The organism is Maricaulis sp., assembly GCF_034670125.1.
In the GTDB taxonomy this organism is placed as follows: domain Bacteria; phylum Pseudomonadota; class Alphaproteobacteria; order Caulobacterales; family Maricaulaceae; genus Maricaulis.
In genome coordinates this window covers 614,883-632,717 of the sequence record NZ_JAXMOC010000001.1, presented here as the reverse complement: position 1 = coordinate 632,717, position 17,835 = coordinate 614,883, and the positions used below count along the sequence as shown (strand labels likewise).

Below are 17,835 nucleotides of genomic sequence, written 5' to 3'. Positions count from 1 at the left end.
CGCAGAAAAAAGGCGCCGCCCGAGCCGGGCGGCGCCATTCTTTTGGTCGTTGCCCTGGATCAGGGCGCTTCCGATGTAATGGTCAGACCGAGTGCGTTGTAGTCAAAGGCACCGGCCTCGATATCGACCAACATGTCCCCTATGCTCAGGGGAGCGGGCGGGGTCATGTCAATGGTCAGGCTGCCACCCTGATTGATGAAATTGGTCAGTGCGGTCGACAATTGAGCCAGGACCGGGCGCGGAATTTCCGGCGGCGCGGCCATCAGGCCCATTCCGAGCATCGCGCCAGCCTGGACGCGCAACTCTTCCTTGCTGACACCCTGTGTCGCCGCGCCGGCCTCGAGAGCCCGGTCAAGGATCGACAAGTCAACCAGACGCATTGACACGTTGTTGATCATCAGCGGCGCCATCATCCGGACCATCGCGTCCATCTGAGCCTCACTGTCAGACTCGTCCACTGCACCCAGCATGGCCATCGTATCAGGCAGGCTCTCGAGGTAGACATCATAGCCTGAGACATCCTGACCCATTTCAATGCGCAGGCCATCAGTCAGCTCGACAAAGTTCTCTCCGGTCGAATAGGCGCGTCCGGTATCCTCGTCGTAGATCGAGTTCGCCGCCATGCGGAGCTCAAGCTGCTCATAGCCGAGCATGCCAAGTCCCATCGCGAGCTGCGCGCCGCCCGGTTTGGAGGGATCCGGAATCAGCATGGCCGAGCCAAGCTCCGCCGTACTGGTGATGCGCGATCCAGACCGTTCCATCGCAGCGGTAAAGTGGTCCATCGAGAAATGGACACCCGATGCTTCGACCAGAATATCGCGGATGGCGAAGCTGTCATAAACGTCGAGCGGCGACAGGAATGCGCTCTGATAGTAGGCCTGTGCGACAGCATCATCGTCCGCACCAGCCGCCGCTGCGTCCATCATGTCGGCATAGGCTTGCGTCTGGAATCCGACCAGGGACACTTCACCCATATTCATCGTGATGGCATCGCCACTGTCGTCGAAGCCGGAGAAGGCGAAGCCCAGCATGGCCATGCGGCCCAGCTCGACGCGGGTATAGTTCTCGATCACCAGACGCGCGAGGCTGAATTCGAATGCGCCGGACTCGGCGTCTCCGCTGCCGGTCAACCCGTCAATGCTGAAACCTTCGAACTCGTAGGTGTTCCAGGCCGGCTCGTAATCATCATCAGTTTCGCCGGCAACGGAGCGACCAAAATCGATGGTCAACGCGGCATTCGGACCATCGAGACTGATCCGGTCCAGCCGGAACAAGGTTCCGTCTTCACTGTCCGTCCCGGAAATGCCTTCCAGCGCCAGGCCATCAAACAGGACCTCACCATCGGAATCGAGACGAAGCGCTTCAAAGACCATCCGGTCCGCACGCATTTCGTCCGCCGAGTCGGCATCTCCGTCACTGACGTCCGAGAATGTCACATCATTCAGCGTGTAGCGGCCGCTGCGGTAGTCGGCGCTCTCGAAGCTGATCGACTCATGGGAGCCATCAAGGCCCATCCGGATCAGGGCGGCCTCGGCCGCAGCGCGGCTCTGGGCTTCCACACTGCCCGCCGGCAACATGTAAACGACAACGCTGGCGGCAGCCGCAGCAGTAAGCAGATTGTATCTCATTATGACCCCCTTTTGGATCGGTGTTTTCAATTCCCTCAACGAGGAGTTTAACACCGCAAAAGCGACACGTCGCTGATTCCTGCCGCTATTTTTGGGGGGATTCCGTGTCAGTCGCGTCCCCCCAGACCTGACAGGAAGGCACCGATCGGATCTTCCGCCGTCGGTTCCGGTTCCGGGGCAACCGGGTCGGGCATAATGGCACTGTCGGAGGCCACCTGCGGAAGCTGGGCAATGCGTGCCGCGACCGGATCGATCCGCGCCGCTAGCCCGTCCCGGGGCGCAGCCGCCAGATAGGCCTGGAATATCCGGGCAGGTGGCCCACCGCCTGTCGCCCGGTCAGTCGGCGAGTTGTCATCATTTCCGGTCCAGACGACCGTCACCAGCTGGCCGTCAAACCCGGCGAACCAGGCGTCGCGAAAATCATTGGTGGTGCCGGTCTTGCCGCCGACAGTCAGGCCGGAGACCGCCGCGCGACGCCCCGTGCCCTGCCGGACATTGCTGACGAAGAGGTCGCGCATCCGCGCCCCGGTTCGCGCGTCCAGTACCAGTTCTGACTCGCTCGCCGGAACCGCGAATACCAGGTCTCCGGTCGAGGTCTCGATCCGGTCGATTCCGTAGGCGTGGGCCCGCACGCCGCCATTGGCGAACGGTGCATACGCCGAAGCCAGCTCGATCGGCGTGACTTCAAACACGCCCAAGGCCAGCGACCGGTCGACCCGCATCGGGCTTTCAATGCCCATCCGTCGGGCCAGGCGAGCCACATATCCCCGTCCGGTCTCTTCGGCGATCTGGACCGCAATGGAATTCGATGACCGGATGAATCCTTCTCGCAGGCTCATTTCGCCGCGATACTCGTCATTATAGTTCTGAGGTGCCCAGTCACCGATCCGTACGGGGGCATCATTGCGCCTGTCTTCCGGCGACAGCCCGGCTTCAAATGCCGAGGCATAGACGAAAGGTTTGAAAGCCGAGCCCGGTTGCCGCCGGGCCAGGATCGCCCGATTGAACTGGGAACGCGCATAGGACCGTCCCCCGACCATGGCCCGCACAGCGCCGTCATAGGCCAGCGAAACCAGCGCCCCCTCGCCTGCTCCAGACGCCTGACCGGTATCATCAAGAACGGCGCTGACCGCCGCCTCGGCAGCGCGTTGGGCGTCGACATCAAGGGTTGTGTGGACGACCAGGTCGCCATGATCCAGCCCAGCAATCCCGCGAACCTGCTCGGCGGCCCAGTCGATGAAGTACTGCGCGCCCTGACTGGACGCGCCGCGTGACACCCGGATCGGCGTACGGGCGGCCTCGATCCGCTCGGCCTCGGTGATCCGGCCCGTCTGGGTCATCAGGTCCAGCACGACCGTGGCACGGGCCGCGGCGCGCTGGGCGTCATTGACCGGGCTGTAGCGCGACGGCGCCTTCAACAGGCCAGCCAGCAACGCTGCCTCTCCCAGCCCCAGATCACTCGCCGACCGCGAAAAATAGCGCAACGAGGCCGCTTCGACCCCGTAGGCCCCGCCGCCAAAATAGACCCGGTTGAGATAGAGCTCGAGAATTTCGTCCTTGCTGAAACGGCTTTCCAGCCAGAAGGCCAGCATCATTTCCTGCACCTTTCGGCGCAGGGTGCGCTCCGGCGACAGGAACAGGTTCTTGGCGAGCTGCTGGGTCAGTGTGGACCCGCCCTGGACCACGCGGCCGGCCCGAAGATTGGCGACCATCGCACGACCCAGCCCGATGATGTCGATTCCCGGGTGGCTGTAGAACCGCCGGTCTTCCACTGCCAGCACGGCGTCGACCAGATAGGGCGGGAGGTTGTCGATAGTCACTTCATGACCATGCGCCGAACCACGACGGGCGATCAGCGCGCCATCCTGATCCAGAAAGGTGATCGTTGCCGTGCGTTCGATCGCCTGCAGGCCACTCGTGTCCGGCAGATCGCGCGCGATCGACACCAGCCACCCAGCCACAACCAGCGAGCCAATGATGAACAGGCTCACCGCCGTGCGGAACCATGGGAAGCCGCGGGCCGCCCGCTTGCGCCGTATCGGGGTCTTGCTGCGGCGCGACGGAGCCGCCGACCGGGCGCGCTGTGCCGCCTGTGATTTTTCGGGCCGGCGGGCCATGCTCGATCCTCGTCGCAAAACCGGGAGGTCCATCTGCGCCCGGCAGGGTTAATTCCCCATGAAAGCGCGTCCCTAAACGCTTGCGCTCGGGCCAGCCTGGCTGCACGATATGACCGAAGAGGGGCACCATCATGTCAGTCAAGCGTTCACTTCTAGTCCTTGCTGTGCTTCTGGGCGCGGCCAGTCTTTCAGGCTGTATCGCGATCTATGAAGGCACCGACTCCGTTTGTCCGCATGGCGACCCCAATGCTGACAACTGGCCCTATTGCGGAGCGGCCCCTCCGGGCGGCGCCCAGCCTTACGACGACTGATCAATATCCGGATTCAAGCGGGCCGTTCCCGGCGGCGCAAAGCGGATCAGGACTGTCCCGGGCTGAGCGGGCGGTTCACGGCCGGCACCCAACAGGTGGAATGTGCCATTGGGCAGGCGGGCCATGACAAGATCCGGAGCGTCCCCGGCTTCTTCAAGATAGGTCACGAGATCATAAGTGTCAGAGAGCTTGGTATTCCGGAATCGCCAGCCCTGCCACCAATCCCGGGCCAGACCATCATAACCGCGGCCACGCCGGATCAGGGTTCGGCCACGCGCCGTGTAGGCAATCGCGCGCGGATCATCCTCGACCTTTTCAGCATCGGCGGGACCGTCAAAACCTGACAGCTGGAATACCCGGCTGCGCCCGAGCTCCGGGCCATATCCGATACAGACCAGCGCGTTGTAGGCATCGTTCGGCGAGGCCGCGAGCAATGCCGAAAATCGAGCGATCTCGAGTTGCCAGTCGGCGGCCTCGGACAACACTTCACCGTAGTGGATTTCATGGCCTGCCAGACGTGCCGCGCGAAGTCGCCGCCAACTGGTATCGGCAATTGTGACGGGTATCTCTGCCTTCTTGAGGGCATCGGCGAAACCGAGGCTCCACGGATTTGCGCCAACAATGAGCAACCGCTCCGGCCCGGTCTGTGACAGCCCCAGCAGTCGGGCCAGCGGCGCAACCGCAAAACCGCAGCCAAACACGCTGATGAAGATGGTGGCGAACACGAGCGGCGCGAGGATCGCGGCATCATCCCGGCCAACCTCGATCAGGCTGGCCGCCAGGTGCCCGGCGGCGGCTGCCGCCACAACGCCGCGCGGACCGACAATCCCGACAAAGACGGTTTCCTTCAGATCCAGCCCGGAGCCCCAGGTCGCCAAGGCCACTGTGACGGGCCTGACCAGCAGGATAAAGACCGCGACAAAGGCCAGATGCCAGCCATTGAGGGCGAGCAGGTCAGACGGTGCCAGGTCTGCTGCGAGGACGACAAAGACGCTGGCCACCAGGATCGATGCAATCCCCTCCTTGAACCGGCGCATTTCCTCGATTGAAGCCAAGCGTGAATTGGCGACCACGAGGCCGAACAGGGTAACGGCAACCAGACCCGTTTCATTTGCGAGGGCATCGGCAACCGAAAAACAGACCAGAACCGCTGCCAGCACCAGTGGCGCCTTCATGGGTTCGGGAACCCAGCCACGCCGGAAGGCCCGTGACAGGCCGGCACCGAATGCGAAGCCGAGCACGCCACCAATCAAGGCCCCGAGCGCCAGGGCCATACCGGCCTGGACCCAGTCCTGGCCAAGCGCGGTCTGCCGGATCGCCTCGAAGACCAGAACCGCCGAGAGCGCCCCGATCGGGTCGTTGACGATGCCTTCCCACTTGAGGACCGAGGCGATGCGGGATGGCAGTTTTGCCTGCCGCAGCAGCGGCAGGACGACGGTGGGCCCGGTGGTCGTCAGCAAGGCGCCGATCATGGCGGACAGATCCCACGCCAGGCCGGCCACATAATGCAGGGCGAGTACCGCGCCGGCCCAGCCAAGCGGAAAGCCGAGCAGGACCATGCGTCGGACCGGTCCGGAAGCGTCACGGAGTTCGCGGAAATTCAGGGTGATGCCACCCTCAAACAGGATCACGGCCACTGCCAGGGCGATCATCGGCCGAAGATAATCCCCGAATGCCGCCGTCGGGTGAACAAGGGGTGCCCCCGCCACGACGGCCCAAATCGGACCGAGGATCAAGCCTGCGCCCATCATGAGAACGATGGACGGCCAACGCAGGCGCCAGGCGAGCCATTGGGCAGCGACACCTGAACCGGCAATGAGTGCAATGGTCAGGGTGAGGTCAGGTCCGGTCTCTATCATGGCGTGGTGTTAGCGCGTTTCGTTCCGCTCGTCGCCCCGCAGGCGACATGCCCTGGGAGGCTCCAATGGACGCATATCCGCACGAGGCCCAATTGGCCATCATATCCTTTCTGACGGCGGTCGGTATCGCCGGCCCGCTCGCACTCCTCGGTCCGCCCAAATTCTTGGCGGCTTCGCGGTGGGTGGTTGCATTCATCGTACGCCGGAAGTTGGCCACGCTTGCAGTCGGCGGCTTGGTTGGAGGCGGTAGCGCCCTGGGCGTCGGTGCACTCGGTCAGCTTGCCTCGACCGGGCTCGGCTTTCCCGCGATACCGACCCCCTAGGTCAACCAGAACGTGCGCTCATATTTTATTCACGGCCACATCCGACCTCGTCAGCTTCGGGTAACCATTCCGGCGGACAGTTGATACGGGCACAACACTGTCAGCAGGATCGGATACCCCAATGGCGGAAAGCGCGCTTGACCAAAACGCCTCCACCCAAGAGCGACGTTCAACCAACCGGGTCGCGATGCGGCTACCCGGAACATTCGGAGCCCGATCAGCCTCGGCGACGGCCTGTTTCATCCTTGATATCGCACCGGGCGGGATCCGGGCCGCCGCCTCGCACCCCCCCGAGACCGGAACCCAGGTTTCACTCAATGTCCCGGCGCTCGGCACATTCCAGGGCAATACCGTTTGGTCACGCGATGGTCAGTTCGCGATCCAGTTTATCGGTCGCAGCCAGCCCCGCGAACTGGCCAAGACGCTGGCGTTGCGGAGCGGCCGGGCCCGGCTGGCAATCGTGGACGGCACGCCCTCGACTGAACCAGAGGCGGTGGTCCGGTGCGGGGACGGCTCGACACTGGCGGCCAGGCTGGTTCGCATGTCGGTGGACGGCGCCTGCTTCGAGGCCGACCGTGCACCGCTCGATGGTGAATCCGTCGAAATCGGCGACATGCCGTGCACCGTCATCAAATCAAGGGGTGGCCAGTTTGCGGTCCGCTTCCTGTTGCAGGATCACATGTAGGCACGGCCTACTCCTGCTCGGCGTGAATCAACTCGAAACCGATCGACCGACCGCCATAATCACCATTCTCGTACAGGTCGGCCTGATCACTGAACCAGGCGATCAAGTGGGTGTGAAGGCGCTCATAGACGCCCCGCAATGGCGCGTCTCCGAGTGGCAGGTCCAGATCAAAAACTGGTCCGTTGGCGATCGCCATTTCGACATGCTGGCCCTTTTTCGCACAGGTCAGCACCAGCCGTGTCCAGTCGCCTGTACGAGAGACCTTCACGGCCAACCCGAACGCGATCGCTCCCAAAGGCAGGAAACCCTTGCCGGACACCGAGAATGCGCCTGACCGGTAAGGTCGGGGCGTCCAGGCGCCTTGCGGCGGCACGAGATGGACACACACCTCGCCCTTGGCACCGAGAAAGCGACAGAACCCAGTCGATATATTCTCGGCGACCGACCGGATCACCGCATAATTGTCCAGCGAACAACCGCCATATCGCTCGGCGGCGTCAGCCAGGTCGTCAAATCGGGTCCTGTCGCTCATTTGTCACTCCCGCGTGCTAGCGGCTCAGGCTAGTGTGCTTGCGCTGGAAACGGGAGAGGGTCTTGCGACAAATCTTTATGAGTGTTGGCATTCTGGTCGCGCTGGCGGCCTGTTCCGCGGTCGACGAGTCAGCCCCGCCCCATGTCTGGAACACGCTTGACGGTGACGCGCCACTCGTGATCGCCCACCGCGGCGCCAGTGGGGACCGCCCCGAGCACACCATCGAGGGCTACACCCTTGCCCTTGAGCAAGGGGCCGATGTCATCGAGCCCGATCTTGTCATGACCGCGGATGGCGTCCTGGTTGTGCGGCACGACCATTACCTGTCGACCACAACCGATATTGCCGACCATCCGGAATTCGCTGACCGGCGTCGGACTCAGGGCGAACGAACCGATTGGTGGGTCGAAGACTTCACGCTCGCCGAAATCCGCACGCTCCGGGCCCGGCAACCCTGGCCCCAGCGTGATCAATCACACAATGACCGCTATCGGGTGCCGACCTTTGAAGACGTGCTCGACCTGGCAGCTGAGCACGGCGCCCGGACGGAAGCGGAAATAAAGGCTCCCGGGCATTTCGCCGCGATCGGGCTGGACCCGTTGCCTGAGCTGGTCCGGGTCCTGCGGGAGCGTGGCCTCGACACGGCCGACGCCACCACCGCGATCCAGTGTTTCGAGCCAGACTTCCTGGCCCGTCTCAACAACGAGGTCGAAACACCCCTCTTGATGCTGGTATTCCCGATGATGGAACTTGATCCGGAGGCCGATCCACTGACGCCGACGGTTTCACTGCGTGATGCCGCCGCGTTTGCGGACGGAGTCGGGCCGGCCAAATCCCTTGTCATCACCGAGGACGGACTGGACACCGGCTTTGTCGCCGCCGCTCACGCGCTCGGCCTGGTCGTCCACCCGTGGACATTTCGCGATGATGTACCGCTGACCGACAGCGTGGATATCGAGACCGAGTTGCGCCGCATTTTCGCCCTGGGCGTCGACGGCGTGTTTACCGACTTTCCTGCGACCGCCGCCCGTGTCCGGTCAGAACTTGAGGACGGCTAGACCCGACGACAGACCCCCGGGGCACGCCAATCCGGACAAAGAAAAACGGCGCGGAGCGAATGCCCTGCGCCGTTCTCCAGATCTTGCGATCCCGGTCTGCCTTAGTCGGCGAGCTGCAGATCAACCGCCTTCGGGCCCTTGCCGCGACGATCCGGCTCGGTTTCGAAGGAGACTTTCTGGCCATCGCTCAGACCCGGCAGGCCGGAAGCCTGGACGGCGGAGATGTGGACGAAGACGTCATCGCCGCCCTCATCTGGAGTGATAAAGCCAAAGCCCTTGCTCTGGTTGAAGAATTTAACGACACCTGTAGACATTGGGAACCTTCCCGGTATGCATGCCCCGCGTCCGGGCATAAAATAAGTGCAGTGCCAGCGTCCTGACACCGATATTACGGACGTAGAAAGTCGGGGAAGGCTGAAGTCTATGGGCCCGGTCACTTTCCGCCATGATAATCATGGCTTGGGCACCGGGTAGGCGATCAGTATTCCGTCCGGCCAGTTCGGCCGCCCGTCCAAGCCGTTATGCGCACGAAATCGCGTGCAAGGCAAATGAAACTCCTATGGCACCGCGTGCGTGAGGCGCCATAATCGGGGGATGAAGCAGTTGCCATGAGCACAGACAACCAAGGCCTTGGCGGCAGTCTTGCCCGGCCTGTCACACACGCTCTGACCGGAGATCAAACATGACAAGGCGCGGCTTTCTTGAACGCTCGCGACGCAATCGTCGAAAACAAGCCGAATCGGGCCGGTCCTTCGACCCGGCGGCCATGATCCGGCTGGCCTTCTTTGGCGTCGCCCTGCTGGTCGCCGCTGCGGTCTATGTCGGCTTCTGGCGCCAGGGCGAAACGATCTATGACGGACCGTGGGGCTTGATGCAGAGATTGATCACGCCCGTTTTCCTGGGCGTGAATGCGCTCGAGATCATCGTCTTGCTATTGGTTGGGCTTGTGGCATGGCGGATCTGGCGGCGGCTTTGACCGGACCGTTGGGACCATTCCGGATCGCATGATTGCTGACAGACAGGGCAAATCGTTCAAGCCGCACAATTTCTCCAACGAGGCGGTCCCTGTACGACCCTTGAGCCAAAAATTGGCACAGATACCTGTTCCGGGACAATTCAATGCCAATCAGCGCGCCTATCCATGACATCCTCCCTAGCCACGGCGCGGCCCCGGGTTTAATGCCTCTTTCGTCGGCACGGATCCATCAATGGGCAAACTGAAAGGTCGAGAGTAATGGGCGTTAAGATCGCAGTCTTCGGTGCAACGGGTGCGGTGGGCAAAGAGATGCTCACGATTTTGGCGGAGCGCCTGTTCCCCGCCGATGAAGTGCATGCGCTGGCGAGCCGGAAATCGATGGGCGTCGAGCTGTCCTACGGCGACAGGACGCTCCGCTGCAAGAACGCCGAAACATTCGATTTTTCCAGCGTCGATCTGGTGTTGATGTCGGCAGGCGGCGATGTGTCCCGCGAGTGGGCGCCGAAAATCACCAAGGCGGGCGCCATCGTAGTCGACAATTCGTCGGCCTGGCGGATGGACCCGGACGTTCCGCTGGTCGTTCCCGAGGTCAATCTCGATGCGCTAGATGGCGTCGGCAAGAAACGGATCATTGCCAATCCGAATTGTTCGACGATCCAGCTCGTGGTCGCCCTCAAACCGATCCATGACCGCGTCGGGATCAAGCGCGTCAATTGTGCAACTTACCAGTCGGTGTCCGGCGGCGGGCAGGCGGCGATGGATGAACTGTGGACGCAGACCAAGGGTATCTACGTCAACGACCCGATTGAGCCTCAGACCTTCACCAAGCAGATCGCGTTCAACGTGATCCCCCACATCGACGACTTCATGGAAGACGGTTCCACCAAGGAAGAGTGGAAGATGATGGTGGAGACAAAGAAGATTCTCGACACCAGGATCAAACTGTTCGCAACCTGCGCCCGCGTTCCGGTTTTTGTCGGTCACTCGATTGCCGCCCATCTCGAGCTGGACGCCCCCATGTCGTCCGGCGAGGCCCGCGACCTGCTGCGCGAAAGCCCGGGCCTGATGGTCATCGACAAGCGTGAAGACGAGGGATACATCACCCCGGTCGAATGCGTGGGCGAGTTCGCCACATTCGTGTCCCGCGTCCGCGAGGATCCGACCGTCGACAACGGCCTCGCGTTGTGGATCGTGTCTGACAATCTGCGCAAGGGTGCCGCCCTGAACGCCGTGCAGATCGCCGAGGGCCTGCTCAACAAGGGGCTGCTGGCACGGTCAGCCTGATCCAGCCGGTAGAGCAAGGCGGCCTTGCGCAACAATCGGGTCGCCATCGACAGGTGGTCTCCCTATGTGCGATGCACGTCATCGCCTCAGGAGTCCGCATGTCCACCGAAACCTCGACCGATATGCGGCGCGCCCTCGCAGCCGGCCTGTCCGGCTATTTGATCTGGGGCATCTCGCCGCTCTTCTTCCAGACCCTGGGTTTCGCCGGAGCCGTGGAAATCATTCTCCATCGTGTGGTCTGGGCCGTACCATTGCTGGCGGGATCCCTTGCCCTGTCGGGGCGACTGCGAATCTCGCTTGGGGTCCTGTCGGACCGGCGCACCCTGTTGACCCTCCTGGCGACATCCGCGCTGATCTCGGTGAACTGGTGGGGCTTCATATTCGCGGTGAATTCCGGGCACGTCCTGCAAGCATCGCTGGGCTATTACATCAATCCACTCATGAGCGTTGCAGTCGGCGTCATTATCCTGCGCGAACCCTTGGGTCCCTGGCGCATTGCCGCCATTGCCCTGGCAGCGCTCGGGGTCGCCAACCAGATCATCACGGTGGGCGAGGTTCCCTGGCTGTCGCTGATGCTGGCCACCACGTTCACAGCCTATGGCTATTTGCGAAAGGTCGCGGCGGTGGACGGTCGGGCAGGCTTGTTGTGGGAGACCCTGTTCATCTTTCCTTTCGCCATTGTCGGACTCGCATGGCTGCAAGCCACCGGCGCGGGACATTTCACGGAAAGCCCGATCCAGGCGGGACTGCTCATGGCGGCCGGGCTGGTCACGGTCGTGCCGCTGCTGCTCTACACGATCGGTGTCCGCGGGCTTCGGCTTTCAACGATGGGGTTGTTGCAATTCATGGCGCCCACGATCCAGTTCATGATCGGCATCCTGACCGGTGAAACCTTTGAAACCGGTCACCTGATCACCTTCGCCTTGATTTGGTCTGGGGTTGCCTGTTTTGCCTGGAGCCAATTGCGCCGCGAACGCAAGCTGACACCCGGGGCGAAGTAGCGGGCGGCCACCCTTGACCGGACCGCTCGACTGCCCTTTGCTTGCATGCAACAAGCGATTGATCTCCAAGTGAGTTCGGGACCGGGGCTGAGAGTTTTACATGAGCGATTTTCCGGCACCGATTCGTGTCGCCACCAATGGCATCGAACTTTCGGTTCACCTCGCCGGCCCGGAGACCGGGCAGCCACTCCTTCTCGTCCATGGCTGGCCGGAGCTGGCCTATTCCTGGAAGAACCAGATCGATGTCCTTGCCGGGGCCGGATACCGGGTAATCGCGCCTGATTTGCGCGGCTTCGGCAACTCCGACTGCCCTGAGGGCACCGATGCCTATGACATCGACACCCTGATTGCCGATCTGACCAGCTTGCTGGACGCGCTGGGCCACGCCAAGGCGGTTTGGGTGGGGCATGACTGGGGCGGGATCATCACCTGGCACGCGGCCATGCTGGCGGCTGACCGGATTGACGGCGTCATCGGCGTGAACACCCCCCACCTGCCACGCGGTGCCCAACCGCCGACCGAGGCCTTCCGCGAGATCGGCGGTGACAACCACTACATCCTACAATTCCAGGCACCCGGCCGCGCGGAAGGTTGTTTTGAAGGCAGGGAGGACGACTTCTTCGCCTTCATTTTCGGTGCCCCGCCGACCATCGGAACGCTGGACGACTATTTCCCCGAAATCACCCATATTCCGGCCCAGTTCGAGGCCTTCACAGGTCGAAAAGAGAAGCGGATCGTTGTGGGTCCGGACGACCGCGCCGTCTACGCCGACGCCTATCGCAAGACCGGCTTTGGCCCGGGCATTAATCTGTACCGGAATTTCGACGCCAACTGGCAGCGCATGGGCGGGGTCGATCATCGCATCGCGCTGCCTTGCCTTATGGTGTCGGCCGAAATGGATTTCATGCTGCCGCCCAAGCTGGCCGGCTGGATGCCCGCCTTGTGCAAGGATGTCGAGTTCGCGGTGTTGGATGGTTGCGGCCACTGGACCATGTGGGAACAGCCGGACGCGTTGAACGGGTATATGCTGGACTGGCTGGAAAGGCGGTTCCCAGCCTCCGGCCAAAGCTGATGACCTCGCTGGCTGGCTTTCAGATGCCCTGGCCAGGGTACTTCCAAGCGGTCAGGCGGTGACGGGATGACCAAACCGGGCTGGGTCATACACAGCGCGCTGAAAGTGGCGGAACTCGGATTCGGCGCTGAGACCACCATGCTCAACCTGCGCCATTCGATCGCTGAGTTGCCAAGTGTTCCTGGATGGCGTGGAGATTTCGACATGCTCCTTGTGATCCGGGACGATTCCTCTCTGGATAGTTTCACGATGGAGTCCATGAAGACGCATCAGGCTTTCATGCGAACCTGGAACGAGCGCTACCGGAAAGGGCACTCACCCAAGACGGCCCTCGTCTGTGCCAGCGACCTCAAACGCATCATCCCGGAATTATGGGTCGCCATGACACGCGAGAACTGGAAAACCCGGATCAGGGTTTTCACCCATCGGGACCCGGCGCTGGCATGGTTATGCGAAGCGACAGCCTGAGCCGTCCGAGCGATAGCCGCCTCAAAGACAGCCGTAAACCGCCTCGATGATCCGGACCGGACGAGGGTCGCCAGCGAGGTGGTGATGCTGGCGGTTCATGACGTAGGCACCCGTCAACCCACGCACCGGGTCGGCGAAGGCGCAAGATCCGCCCCAGCCTGAATGGCCGACCGCTTCGGGCGTCGGGCCATAGAAGCCAGGTTTGACGTTGCGCATGACGCCGGCGCCCCAGGACAGATCAAATGGCAGGACCTTGTCCGGCCCGTTGACCCGCTCCTTGACCAGATCGGCCAGCGTTGCCTCGGAGATGAAGCGCTTGCCGTCCAGGCGGCCGTGATCGGCATATGGCGACATGAGACGCGCCAGCGCGGCCGCCGTCGCATGGGCGTTGGCGGCCGGGAACTCAGCCTTGCGCCATTCCGTGGCACCGCGCCGCCCCGGGGAAGACCAGGGCTTCAGGAAGGCCAGTTCGCGCGGCACGGATCGTTCGCCAAGGTCAGGCACCTGACGGGGCATGGCGTGTTCGGCAGTTCGCTCATGTTCGCTTTCAGGCAGGCCGACATGAAAATCGATCCGGCGCGGGCCGCAAACCTCCTCGCGAAGAATGGCGCCGATCGACCGGCCATCCGTGCGGCGCGCGAGGGCATCGGCGATGAAACCGAACGTGACCGGATGATAGCCCGACCCCGTCCCCAACGGCCACAGCGGCGCCTGTCGGGCCAAACGATCCTCGATCAGCGCGGCATCGAACCAGTCGCCCGCATCCATCTCCTCGGCAATACCGGGCAGGCCCGCCTGGTGAGACAGCGCCTGGGCGACCGTCACCGAGGACTTGCCGCCCCCGGCAAACTCCGGCCAGAAATCCGCGACCGGCGCGTCATAGGAGAGCAGGCCCCGGTCGACCAAGCGGGCAAGGACCAGCGCCGCGATTGCCTTGCCGGTGGAATAGACGGGAACCAGTGTATCGGCCTGCCATTCGCGTGATTTCTTGCGGTCTGCCCAACCGGCGTGAATATCGACCACCCGTTCACCGTCGACGGTGAGCGCAAACCCTGCGCCGATCTCGTCATGATCGGTCCAATTGGCAAGGAAGGCTTCGGCGACCGGCTCGAATCCGGCGGCGACGTGACCATGAAGGGCGGGCAGGATGTCGGTATTCATGCCGCACTGGCTAACGCGAGCCGCGACATGGATCAAGCGAACTGGACGGCCTCGGCCTGCAAAGCCAGGAGCGGCGTCACAAGAACGTCAGAAGCGGCCACCAGTGGCAGTTCCGTCGCGCCCCATTCATGCGCCCGCATCACAAGGCTGACCGTCGCAGCGACAGCATGTTCCAGCGCCTCGCAAGCGCTGTCACCAGCCATCAGCCGGGCGGCAAATGCGGCCGCCAGGACGTCGCCGGTACCGTTTGGAGCCTTGGGGAGTCGGTCATGCGTGACGAGCAGGGCGTCCGCGCCGTCAACATAAAGCACTCCGATCTTCCCGTGCCGCGGCAAGGAGGAGACCAGAACGGGCCGCTCGAGGACCCGCGCCGCCCGGACAATCGAGGCCAGGTCCGTCAACGGGCGGCCGGTGATCTGGCCGAGCTCGAACAGGTTCGGTGTGACGAGATCTGCCCGGCTGACCAGCTGGTCCTTGATCGCCGCAGCGATGGCGGGGTCGATGTACAGGCCACCCGGCGCGTCGCCCATGATCGGATCAACGACAATCATGGGTTCTCGCGCATGGGCAATCACGCCCTTGTTCACCCGCCGCCCCTTGCGAACCACATCGATTACGGCGGCCGTATCGAAAACCTGTCCGACATCGGCGAAATATCCGGTCAGGACCAGGTCGGCGATGTCCAGCAGACCCTGGTCCGCGATACCCGACAGGACACCTTCGAAGTGATCCTGTTCGACAGCGCCGCCGCCGGGCTCGCCCCAGCCAGGATGGCGACCATATAAAACAGTCGGCACCAGCATGGTGTCGATCTTCGCACCATTGAGCACGCGTTGCGACGCGCCACCTCCGACCGGAGAGGCCGCCACGTGACTGGAAAGGATCAGCGCCATCGGCATGAGAAACATGCTATATCCAAAACCTGACCGAGCAGAAGCCCCGGAAACGACTTGATGCGACGATTGATCCGTTCAGCGCTGTTTGTACCCGCCTCCAAATCCCGTGCGATTGAAAAAGCCGCCCATGTCGGCGCGGATCTTCTCATCCTGGATCTCGAGGATGCTGTCGGGCCCGACGAGAAGGCCGAGGCGCGCGATGCCGTTGATGTCGCCCTGCGGTGCTGGGAGGCGTCGGGCTCTGTACGGGCCGTGCGGGTCAATGCTTTGGACAGTGAGTGGGGAGCGTCCGATATCCGGGCGGCGGCGCGGGCCGACGCCGTCGTCCTTCCCAAGGTCGAGCAGGTCGGCGACCTGCATGCCGCCCGGTCCGGCCTCAGCTCGCACGGGTCATCAATCCCGATTTGGGCAATGATCGAGACCCCGCGTGCCCTGCTGGCTCTGAATTCGATTTCCAGCGCTGTCGGGACCGGCCTGGCCGGCCTGATCGCCGGGACCAATGACCTGTGCAAGGAATTGCGGTGCTCGACAGAGCATGAGCGGCTCGCCCTGGTTCCGCACCTCGCCAACCTGGTCTGCGCAGCGCGGGCGCGCGGGCTTTATGTGCTTGACGGAGTCTTCAATCATTTCCGCGACCCCAAGGGGTTTCGGGCCGAAGCCGAACAGGGTCGCGCCCTCGGATTCGACGGCAAGACCCTGATCCACCCGGGACAGGTCGACCTCGCCCATCTTTACTACGGACCAACCTCACGCGAGCTTGAACAGGCGGCAAAGATCGTTGCGGCATTTTCAAGTCCGGAGAACGCCGGCAAAGGTGTCATATCTCTGGACGGCGACATGGTGGAACGCCTGCACCTGGAAGCCGCCCGGGCGTTGCTCTCGACCGCCAGTGAGAATGATTCCTGATACGTAAAATGCAGGCAAAACGCAGACCAAGACTTGATGTTGCAGCACAAGACCGGCTTTCATGGCGGCTCTTGAGGGACCTTCAATGACCGATTCGACGATTATCTGGCACAATCCACGCTGTTCGAAATCCCGGCAGACTCTGGCATTGCTTGAGGCGCGCGGCGGCAAGCTGGACGTTCGGGATTACATGGACGACAAGCCGAGCGTCGCCGAATTGAAGTCGGTCATGAAGATGCTCGGTTTCGTCTCGGCGCATGAATGGCTGCGCAAGGCCGAACCCGACTACCGTGAGCTCGGTCTCAAGGCGATCGAAGACGAGGAAGCGCTGTTCAAGGCGATGGCAAAATACCCGAAACTGATCGAGCGCCCGGTTGTCATTCACGGTGATCGCGCGATGATTGGTCGGCCACCCGAGCAGGTTCTCGAGCTGTTCTAGCCACGGCCCTCAATCAGTCGCGACCGCCAGCTTGCCCCGATAGTGAACAACAAGTCCGATCAGTGGCAGTCTGAGGGAAACGTCGAAGACGTGCGCGTCTGAAACCGCGCCTTCGGTCGCGGTCACGCTTGGCGACACCGTCGATGGCAAGCTGAGACCCCACAGCCGCACACCGGACGGATCAAAGCGCAGGATGCCCGCTTCAACCCTTAAGGCGAAGCGCAGCTCGAACGGACCGAAGCGTTCTGTCAAATACGGTCCGGACCGCCCCTTCAAGGTCGCGAAATGGCGGCCACCATACCAGCGCTCCAGCAGCTCACCGGACTCGACCGCGCTGACTTTTACCAAGGCTGATTGTTGTGGGCCGGAGCGTGGCAGACCCAGCAGGGTGGCGATCAGCCGAGCCAAGGGATTGCGACCCCGGACGATATCGACGCGCCCCTCGAGGAGGACAGTCGGGTCAGGGGAATGCAGATGTCGTGTCACCGGAGCGAGCGCTGCCCAGTCAGGGCCGAGGAGTGCCTGGTACAGATGGGTCATCCCAGCGAGGTCATCCGCCCACGAAGCGTGCAATTCGGGTGCCCAGCGCCATCAGCTTCAGCAGGGTCTTCTGGGGCAATTTGCGGACCTGGGCGTACCAGCCATCGAGGTCGGTGACGAAGCTCTCCATCCGCCTCAGACGTTCACGGGCCAAGGGCGGCGTATCCGGATCAGCGTCTGCCGCGTCGGCACATTCGCGAAGGATTTCGATCATGGGGTCGATCTCGCGCTGCTTTCTGGCCTCGGCGACCGCCATCAGCATGTCCCAGGGTTCGTGGGTTGCACTGAAATGGTCCCGGCGATCTCCCATCACATGCTCGCGCCGGACCAGCCCAAGCGTCTGCAGCTCCTTGAGTGAATTCGAGACATTGGAGCGGGCAATCTGAAGCACCTCGGCCAAGTCTTCAGCATGCAGCGGCGCCTCGGCAAGATAGAGCAGGGCATGAATCTGGGCGATGGACCGGTTCACGCCCCAGCGTGACCCCATCTCTCCCCAGTGAACGACAAAACGTTGCATCGGCGCTGAGAGTTGCATCTGACGGTCTTCTTCTCGTTCTGTCCAAACAGAAACTACCATGC

19 protein-coding genes are annotated in these 17,835 nt (G+C 62.7%); 10 read left to right on the top strand and 9 right to left on the bottom strand.

Annotated features, from left to right (window positions below; translation table 11 throughout):
- Window positions 1-59: 59 nt before the first annotated feature.
- The 3 genes from VOI18_RS02790 to VOI18_RS02780 form a co-directional block, all read right to left on the bottom strand.
- Window positions 60-1,628, bottom strand: a complete 1,569-nt coding sequence (locus tag VOI18_RS02790; RefSeq protein WP_323760883.1) for a hypothetical protein — start codon at window positions 1,626-1,628, stop codon at window positions 60-62.
- A 107-nt stretch (window positions 1,629-1,735) separates the two neighbouring features.
- Window positions 1,736-3,745, bottom strand: coding sequence for a PBP1A family penicillin-binding protein (locus VOI18_RS02785; protein ID WP_323760882.1), 2,010 nt, complete (start codon window positions 3,743-3,745; stop codon window positions 1,736-1,738).
- A 298-nt stretch (window positions 3,746-4,043) separates the two neighbouring features.
- Window positions 4,044-5,915, bottom strand: a complete 1,872-nt coding sequence (locus VOI18_RS02780) for a sodium:proton antiporter (protein WP_323760881.1) — start codon at window positions 5,913-5,915, stop codon at window positions 4,044-4,046.
- A gap of 65 nt (window positions 5,916-5,980) precedes the next feature.
- On the opposite strand from VOI18_RS02780, the gene VOI18_RS02775 reads away from it, so the two are divergent.
- Complete coding sequence (locus tag VOI18_RS02775) at window positions 5,981-6,238, top strand: hypothetical protein (protein WP_323760880.1); 258 nt, start codon at window positions 5,981-5,983, stop codon at window positions 6,236-6,238.
- Window positions 6,239-6,359: 121 nt separating this feature from the next.
- The gene (locus tag VOI18_RS02770) at window positions 6,360-6,923 is read left to right on the top strand and encodes a PilZ domain-containing protein (RefSeq protein WP_323760879.1); all 564 of its coding nucleotides are present in this window, start codon (window positions 6,360-6,362) and stop codon (window positions 6,921-6,923) included.
- Window positions 6,924-6,930: 7 nt separating this feature from the next.
- Here VOI18_RS02770 and VOI18_RS02765 read toward each other — a convergent pair whose 3' ends face one another.
- On the bottom strand, window positions 6,931-7,455 hold the full coding sequence (locus VOI18_RS02765) for a hypothetical protein (protein WP_323760878.1): 525 nt from the start codon (window positions 7,453-7,455) through the stop codon (window positions 6,931-6,933).
- A gap of 62 nt (window positions 7,456-7,517) precedes the next feature.
- On the opposite strand from VOI18_RS02765, the gene VOI18_RS02760 reads away from it, so the two are divergent.
- A complete protein-coding gene (locus tag VOI18_RS02760; RefSeq protein WP_323760877.1) occupies window positions 7,518-8,513 on the top strand; it encodes a glycerophosphodiester phosphodiesterase family protein in 996 nt (331 codons plus the stop codon).
- Between the two features lie 101 nt (window positions 8,514-8,614).
- Here VOI18_RS02760 and VOI18_RS02755 read toward each other — a convergent pair whose 3' ends face one another.
- Window positions 8,615-8,827 (bottom strand): cold-shock protein, encoded by a 213-nt coding sequence (locus tag VOI18_RS02755; protein ID WP_011644798.1) that lies wholly within the window; start codon window positions 8,825-8,827, stop codon window positions 8,615-8,617.
- A 368-nt stretch (window positions 8,828-9,195) separates the two neighbouring features.
- Between VOI18_RS02755 and VOI18_RS02750 the strand changes: the two genes are divergently transcribed.
- The 5 genes from VOI18_RS02750 (at window position 9,196) to VOI18_RS02730 (ending at window position 13,314) form a co-directional block, all read left to right on the top strand.
- Window positions 9,196-9,489 carry a hypothetical protein gene (locus VOI18_RS02750; protein WP_323760876.1) on the top strand — a complete coding sequence of 98 codons (294 nt, stop codon included), beginning with the start codon at window positions 9,196-9,198 and terminating at the stop codon, window positions 9,487-9,489.
- A 258-nt stretch (window positions 9,490-9,747) separates the two neighbouring features.
- Window positions 9,748-10,773, top strand: coding sequence for an aspartate-semialdehyde dehydrogenase (locus VOI18_RS02745; RefSeq protein WP_323760875.1), 1,026 nt, complete (start codon window positions 9,748-9,750; stop codon window positions 10,771-10,773).
- A 98-nt stretch (window positions 10,774-10,871) separates the two neighbouring features.
- Complete coding sequence (gene rarD, locus VOI18_RS02740) at window positions 10,872-11,774, top strand: EamA family transporter RarD (protein ID WP_323760874.1); 903 nt, start codon at window positions 10,872-10,874, stop codon at window positions 11,772-11,774.
- Window positions 11,775-11,874: 100 nt separating this feature from the next.
- Complete coding sequence (locus VOI18_RS02735) at window positions 11,875-12,846, top strand: alpha/beta hydrolase (RefSeq protein ID WP_323760873.1); 972 nt, start codon at window positions 11,875-11,877, stop codon at window positions 12,844-12,846.
- A gap of 66 nt (window positions 12,847-12,912) precedes the next feature.
- Entirely contained in the window at window positions 12,913-13,314 is a 402-nt protein-coding gene (locus VOI18_RS02730; protein ID WP_323760872.1) for a hypothetical protein, read from the top strand.
- A gap of 21 nt (window positions 13,315-13,335) precedes the next feature.
- On the opposite strand, the gene VOI18_RS02725 is transcribed toward VOI18_RS02730, so the two are convergent.
- Together VOI18_RS02725 and VOI18_RS02720 are read right to left on the bottom strand one after the other, a co-directional pair.
- Entirely contained in the window at window positions 13,336-14,475 is a 1,140-nt protein-coding gene (locus tag VOI18_RS02725; protein WP_323760871.1) for a serine hydrolase domain-containing protein, read from the bottom strand.
- A gap of 32 nt (window positions 14,476-14,507) precedes the next feature.
- The gene (locus VOI18_RS02720) at window positions 14,508-15,383 is read right to left on the bottom strand and encodes a PfkB family carbohydrate kinase (protein ID WP_323760870.1); all 876 of its coding nucleotides are present in this window, start codon (window positions 15,381-15,383) and stop codon (window positions 14,508-14,510) included.
- Window positions 15,384-15,428: 45 nt separating this feature from the next.
- On the opposite strand from VOI18_RS02720, the gene VOI18_RS02715 reads away from it, so the two are divergent.
- Together VOI18_RS02715 and arsC are read left to right on the top strand one after the other, a co-directional pair.
- Window positions 15,429-16,277 (top strand): CoA ester lyase, encoded by an 849-nt coding sequence (locus VOI18_RS02715; protein ID WP_323760869.1) that lies wholly within the window; start codon window positions 15,429-15,431, stop codon window positions 16,275-16,277.
- Between the two features lie 85 nt (window positions 16,278-16,362).
- The gene (gene arsC, locus VOI18_RS02710; RefSeq protein WP_323760868.1) at window positions 16,363-16,716 is read left to right on the top strand and encodes an arsenate reductase (glutaredoxin); all 354 of its coding nucleotides are present in this window, start codon (window positions 16,363-16,365) and stop codon (window positions 16,714-16,716) included.
- Window positions 16,717-16,725: 9 nt separating this feature from the next.
- Here arsC and VOI18_RS02705 read toward each other — a convergent pair whose 3' ends face one another.
- Both VOI18_RS02705 and VOI18_RS02700 read right to left on the bottom strand, forming a co-directional pair.
- On the bottom strand, window positions 16,726-17,256 hold the full coding sequence (locus VOI18_RS02705) for a DUF4166 domain-containing protein (RefSeq protein ID WP_323760867.1): 531 nt from the start codon (window positions 17,254-17,256) through the stop codon (window positions 16,726-16,728).
- Window positions 17,257-17,266: 10 nt separating this feature from the next.
- Complete coding sequence (locus tag VOI18_RS02700; RefSeq protein WP_323760866.1) at window positions 17,267-17,791, bottom strand: GbsR/MarR family transcriptional regulator; 525 nt, start codon at window positions 17,789-17,791, stop codon at window positions 17,267-17,269.
- Between the last annotated feature and the right edge of the window lie 44 nt (window positions 17,792-17,835).

Bases quoted from the DNA above. Each gene is read 5' to 3' on its own strand.
- VOI18_RS02780 (WP_323760881.1), bottom strand. From the start codon at position 5,915: ATGATAGAGACCGGACCTGACCTCACCCTGACCATTGCACTCATTGCC.
- VOI18_RS02750 (WP_323760876.1), top strand. From the start codon at position 9,196: ATGACAAGGCGCGGCTTTCTTGAACGCTCGCGACGCAATCGTCGAAAA.
- VOI18_RS02700 (WP_323760866.1), bottom strand. From the start codon at position 17,791: ATGCAACTCTCAGCGCCGATGCAACGTTTTGTCGTTCACTGGGGAGAG.
- VOI18_RS02765 (WP_323760878.1), bottom strand. From the start codon at position 7,455: ATGAGCGACAGGACCCGATTTGACGACCTGGCTGACGCCGCCGAGCGA.
- VOI18_RS02785 (WP_323760882.1), bottom strand. From the start codon at position 3,745: ATGGCCCGCCGGCCCGAAAAATCACAGGCGGCACAGCGCGCCCGGTCG.
- VOI18_RS02735 (WP_323760873.1), top strand. From the start codon at position 11,875: ATGAGCGATTTTCCGGCACCGATTCGTGTCGCCACCAATGGCATCGAA.
- rarD (WP_323760874.1), top strand. From the start codon at position 10,872: ATGTCCACCGAAACCTCGACCGATATGCGGCGCGCCCTCGCAGCCGGC.
- VOI18_RS02720 (WP_323760870.1), bottom strand. From the start codon at position 15,383: ATGTTTCTCATGCCGATGGCGCTGATCCTTTCCAGTCACGTGGCGGCC.
- VOI18_RS02705 (WP_323760867.1), bottom strand. From the start codon at position 17,256: ATGACCCATCTGTACCAGGCACTCCTCGGCCCTGACTGGGCAGCGCTC.
- VOI18_RS02770 (WP_323760879.1), top strand. From the start codon at position 6,360: ATGGCGGAAAGCGCGCTTGACCAAAACGCCTCCACCCAAGAGCGACGT.
- VOI18_RS02775 (WP_323760880.1), top strand. From the start codon at position 5,981: ATGGACGCATATCCGCACGAGGCCCAATTGGCCATCATATCCTTTCTG.
- VOI18_RS02725 (WP_323760871.1), bottom strand. From the start codon at position 14,475: ATGAATACCGACATCCTGCCCGCCCTTCATGGTCACGTCGCCGCCGGA.
- VOI18_RS02730 (WP_323760872.1), top strand. From the start codon at position 12,913: ATGACCAAACCGGGCTGGGTCATACACAGCGCGCTGAAAGTGGCGGAA.
- VOI18_RS02745 (WP_323760875.1), top strand. From the start codon at position 9,748: ATGGGCGTTAAGATCGCAGTCTTCGGTGCAACGGGTGCGGTGGGCAAA.
- arsC (WP_323760868.1), top strand. From the start codon at position 16,363: ATGACCGATTCGACGATTATCTGGCACAATCCACGCTGTTCGAAATCC.
- VOI18_RS02790 (WP_323760883.1), bottom strand. From the start codon at position 1,628: ATGAGATACAATCTGCTTACTGCTGCGGCTGCCGCCAGCGTTGTCGTT.
- VOI18_RS02755 (WP_011644798.1), bottom strand. From the start codon at position 8,827: ATGTCTACAGGTGTCGTTAAATTCTTCAACCAGAGCAAGGGCTTTGGC.
- VOI18_RS02715 (WP_323760869.1), top strand. From the start codon at position 15,429: ATGCGACGATTGATCCGTTCAGCGCTGTTTGTACCCGCCTCCAAATCC.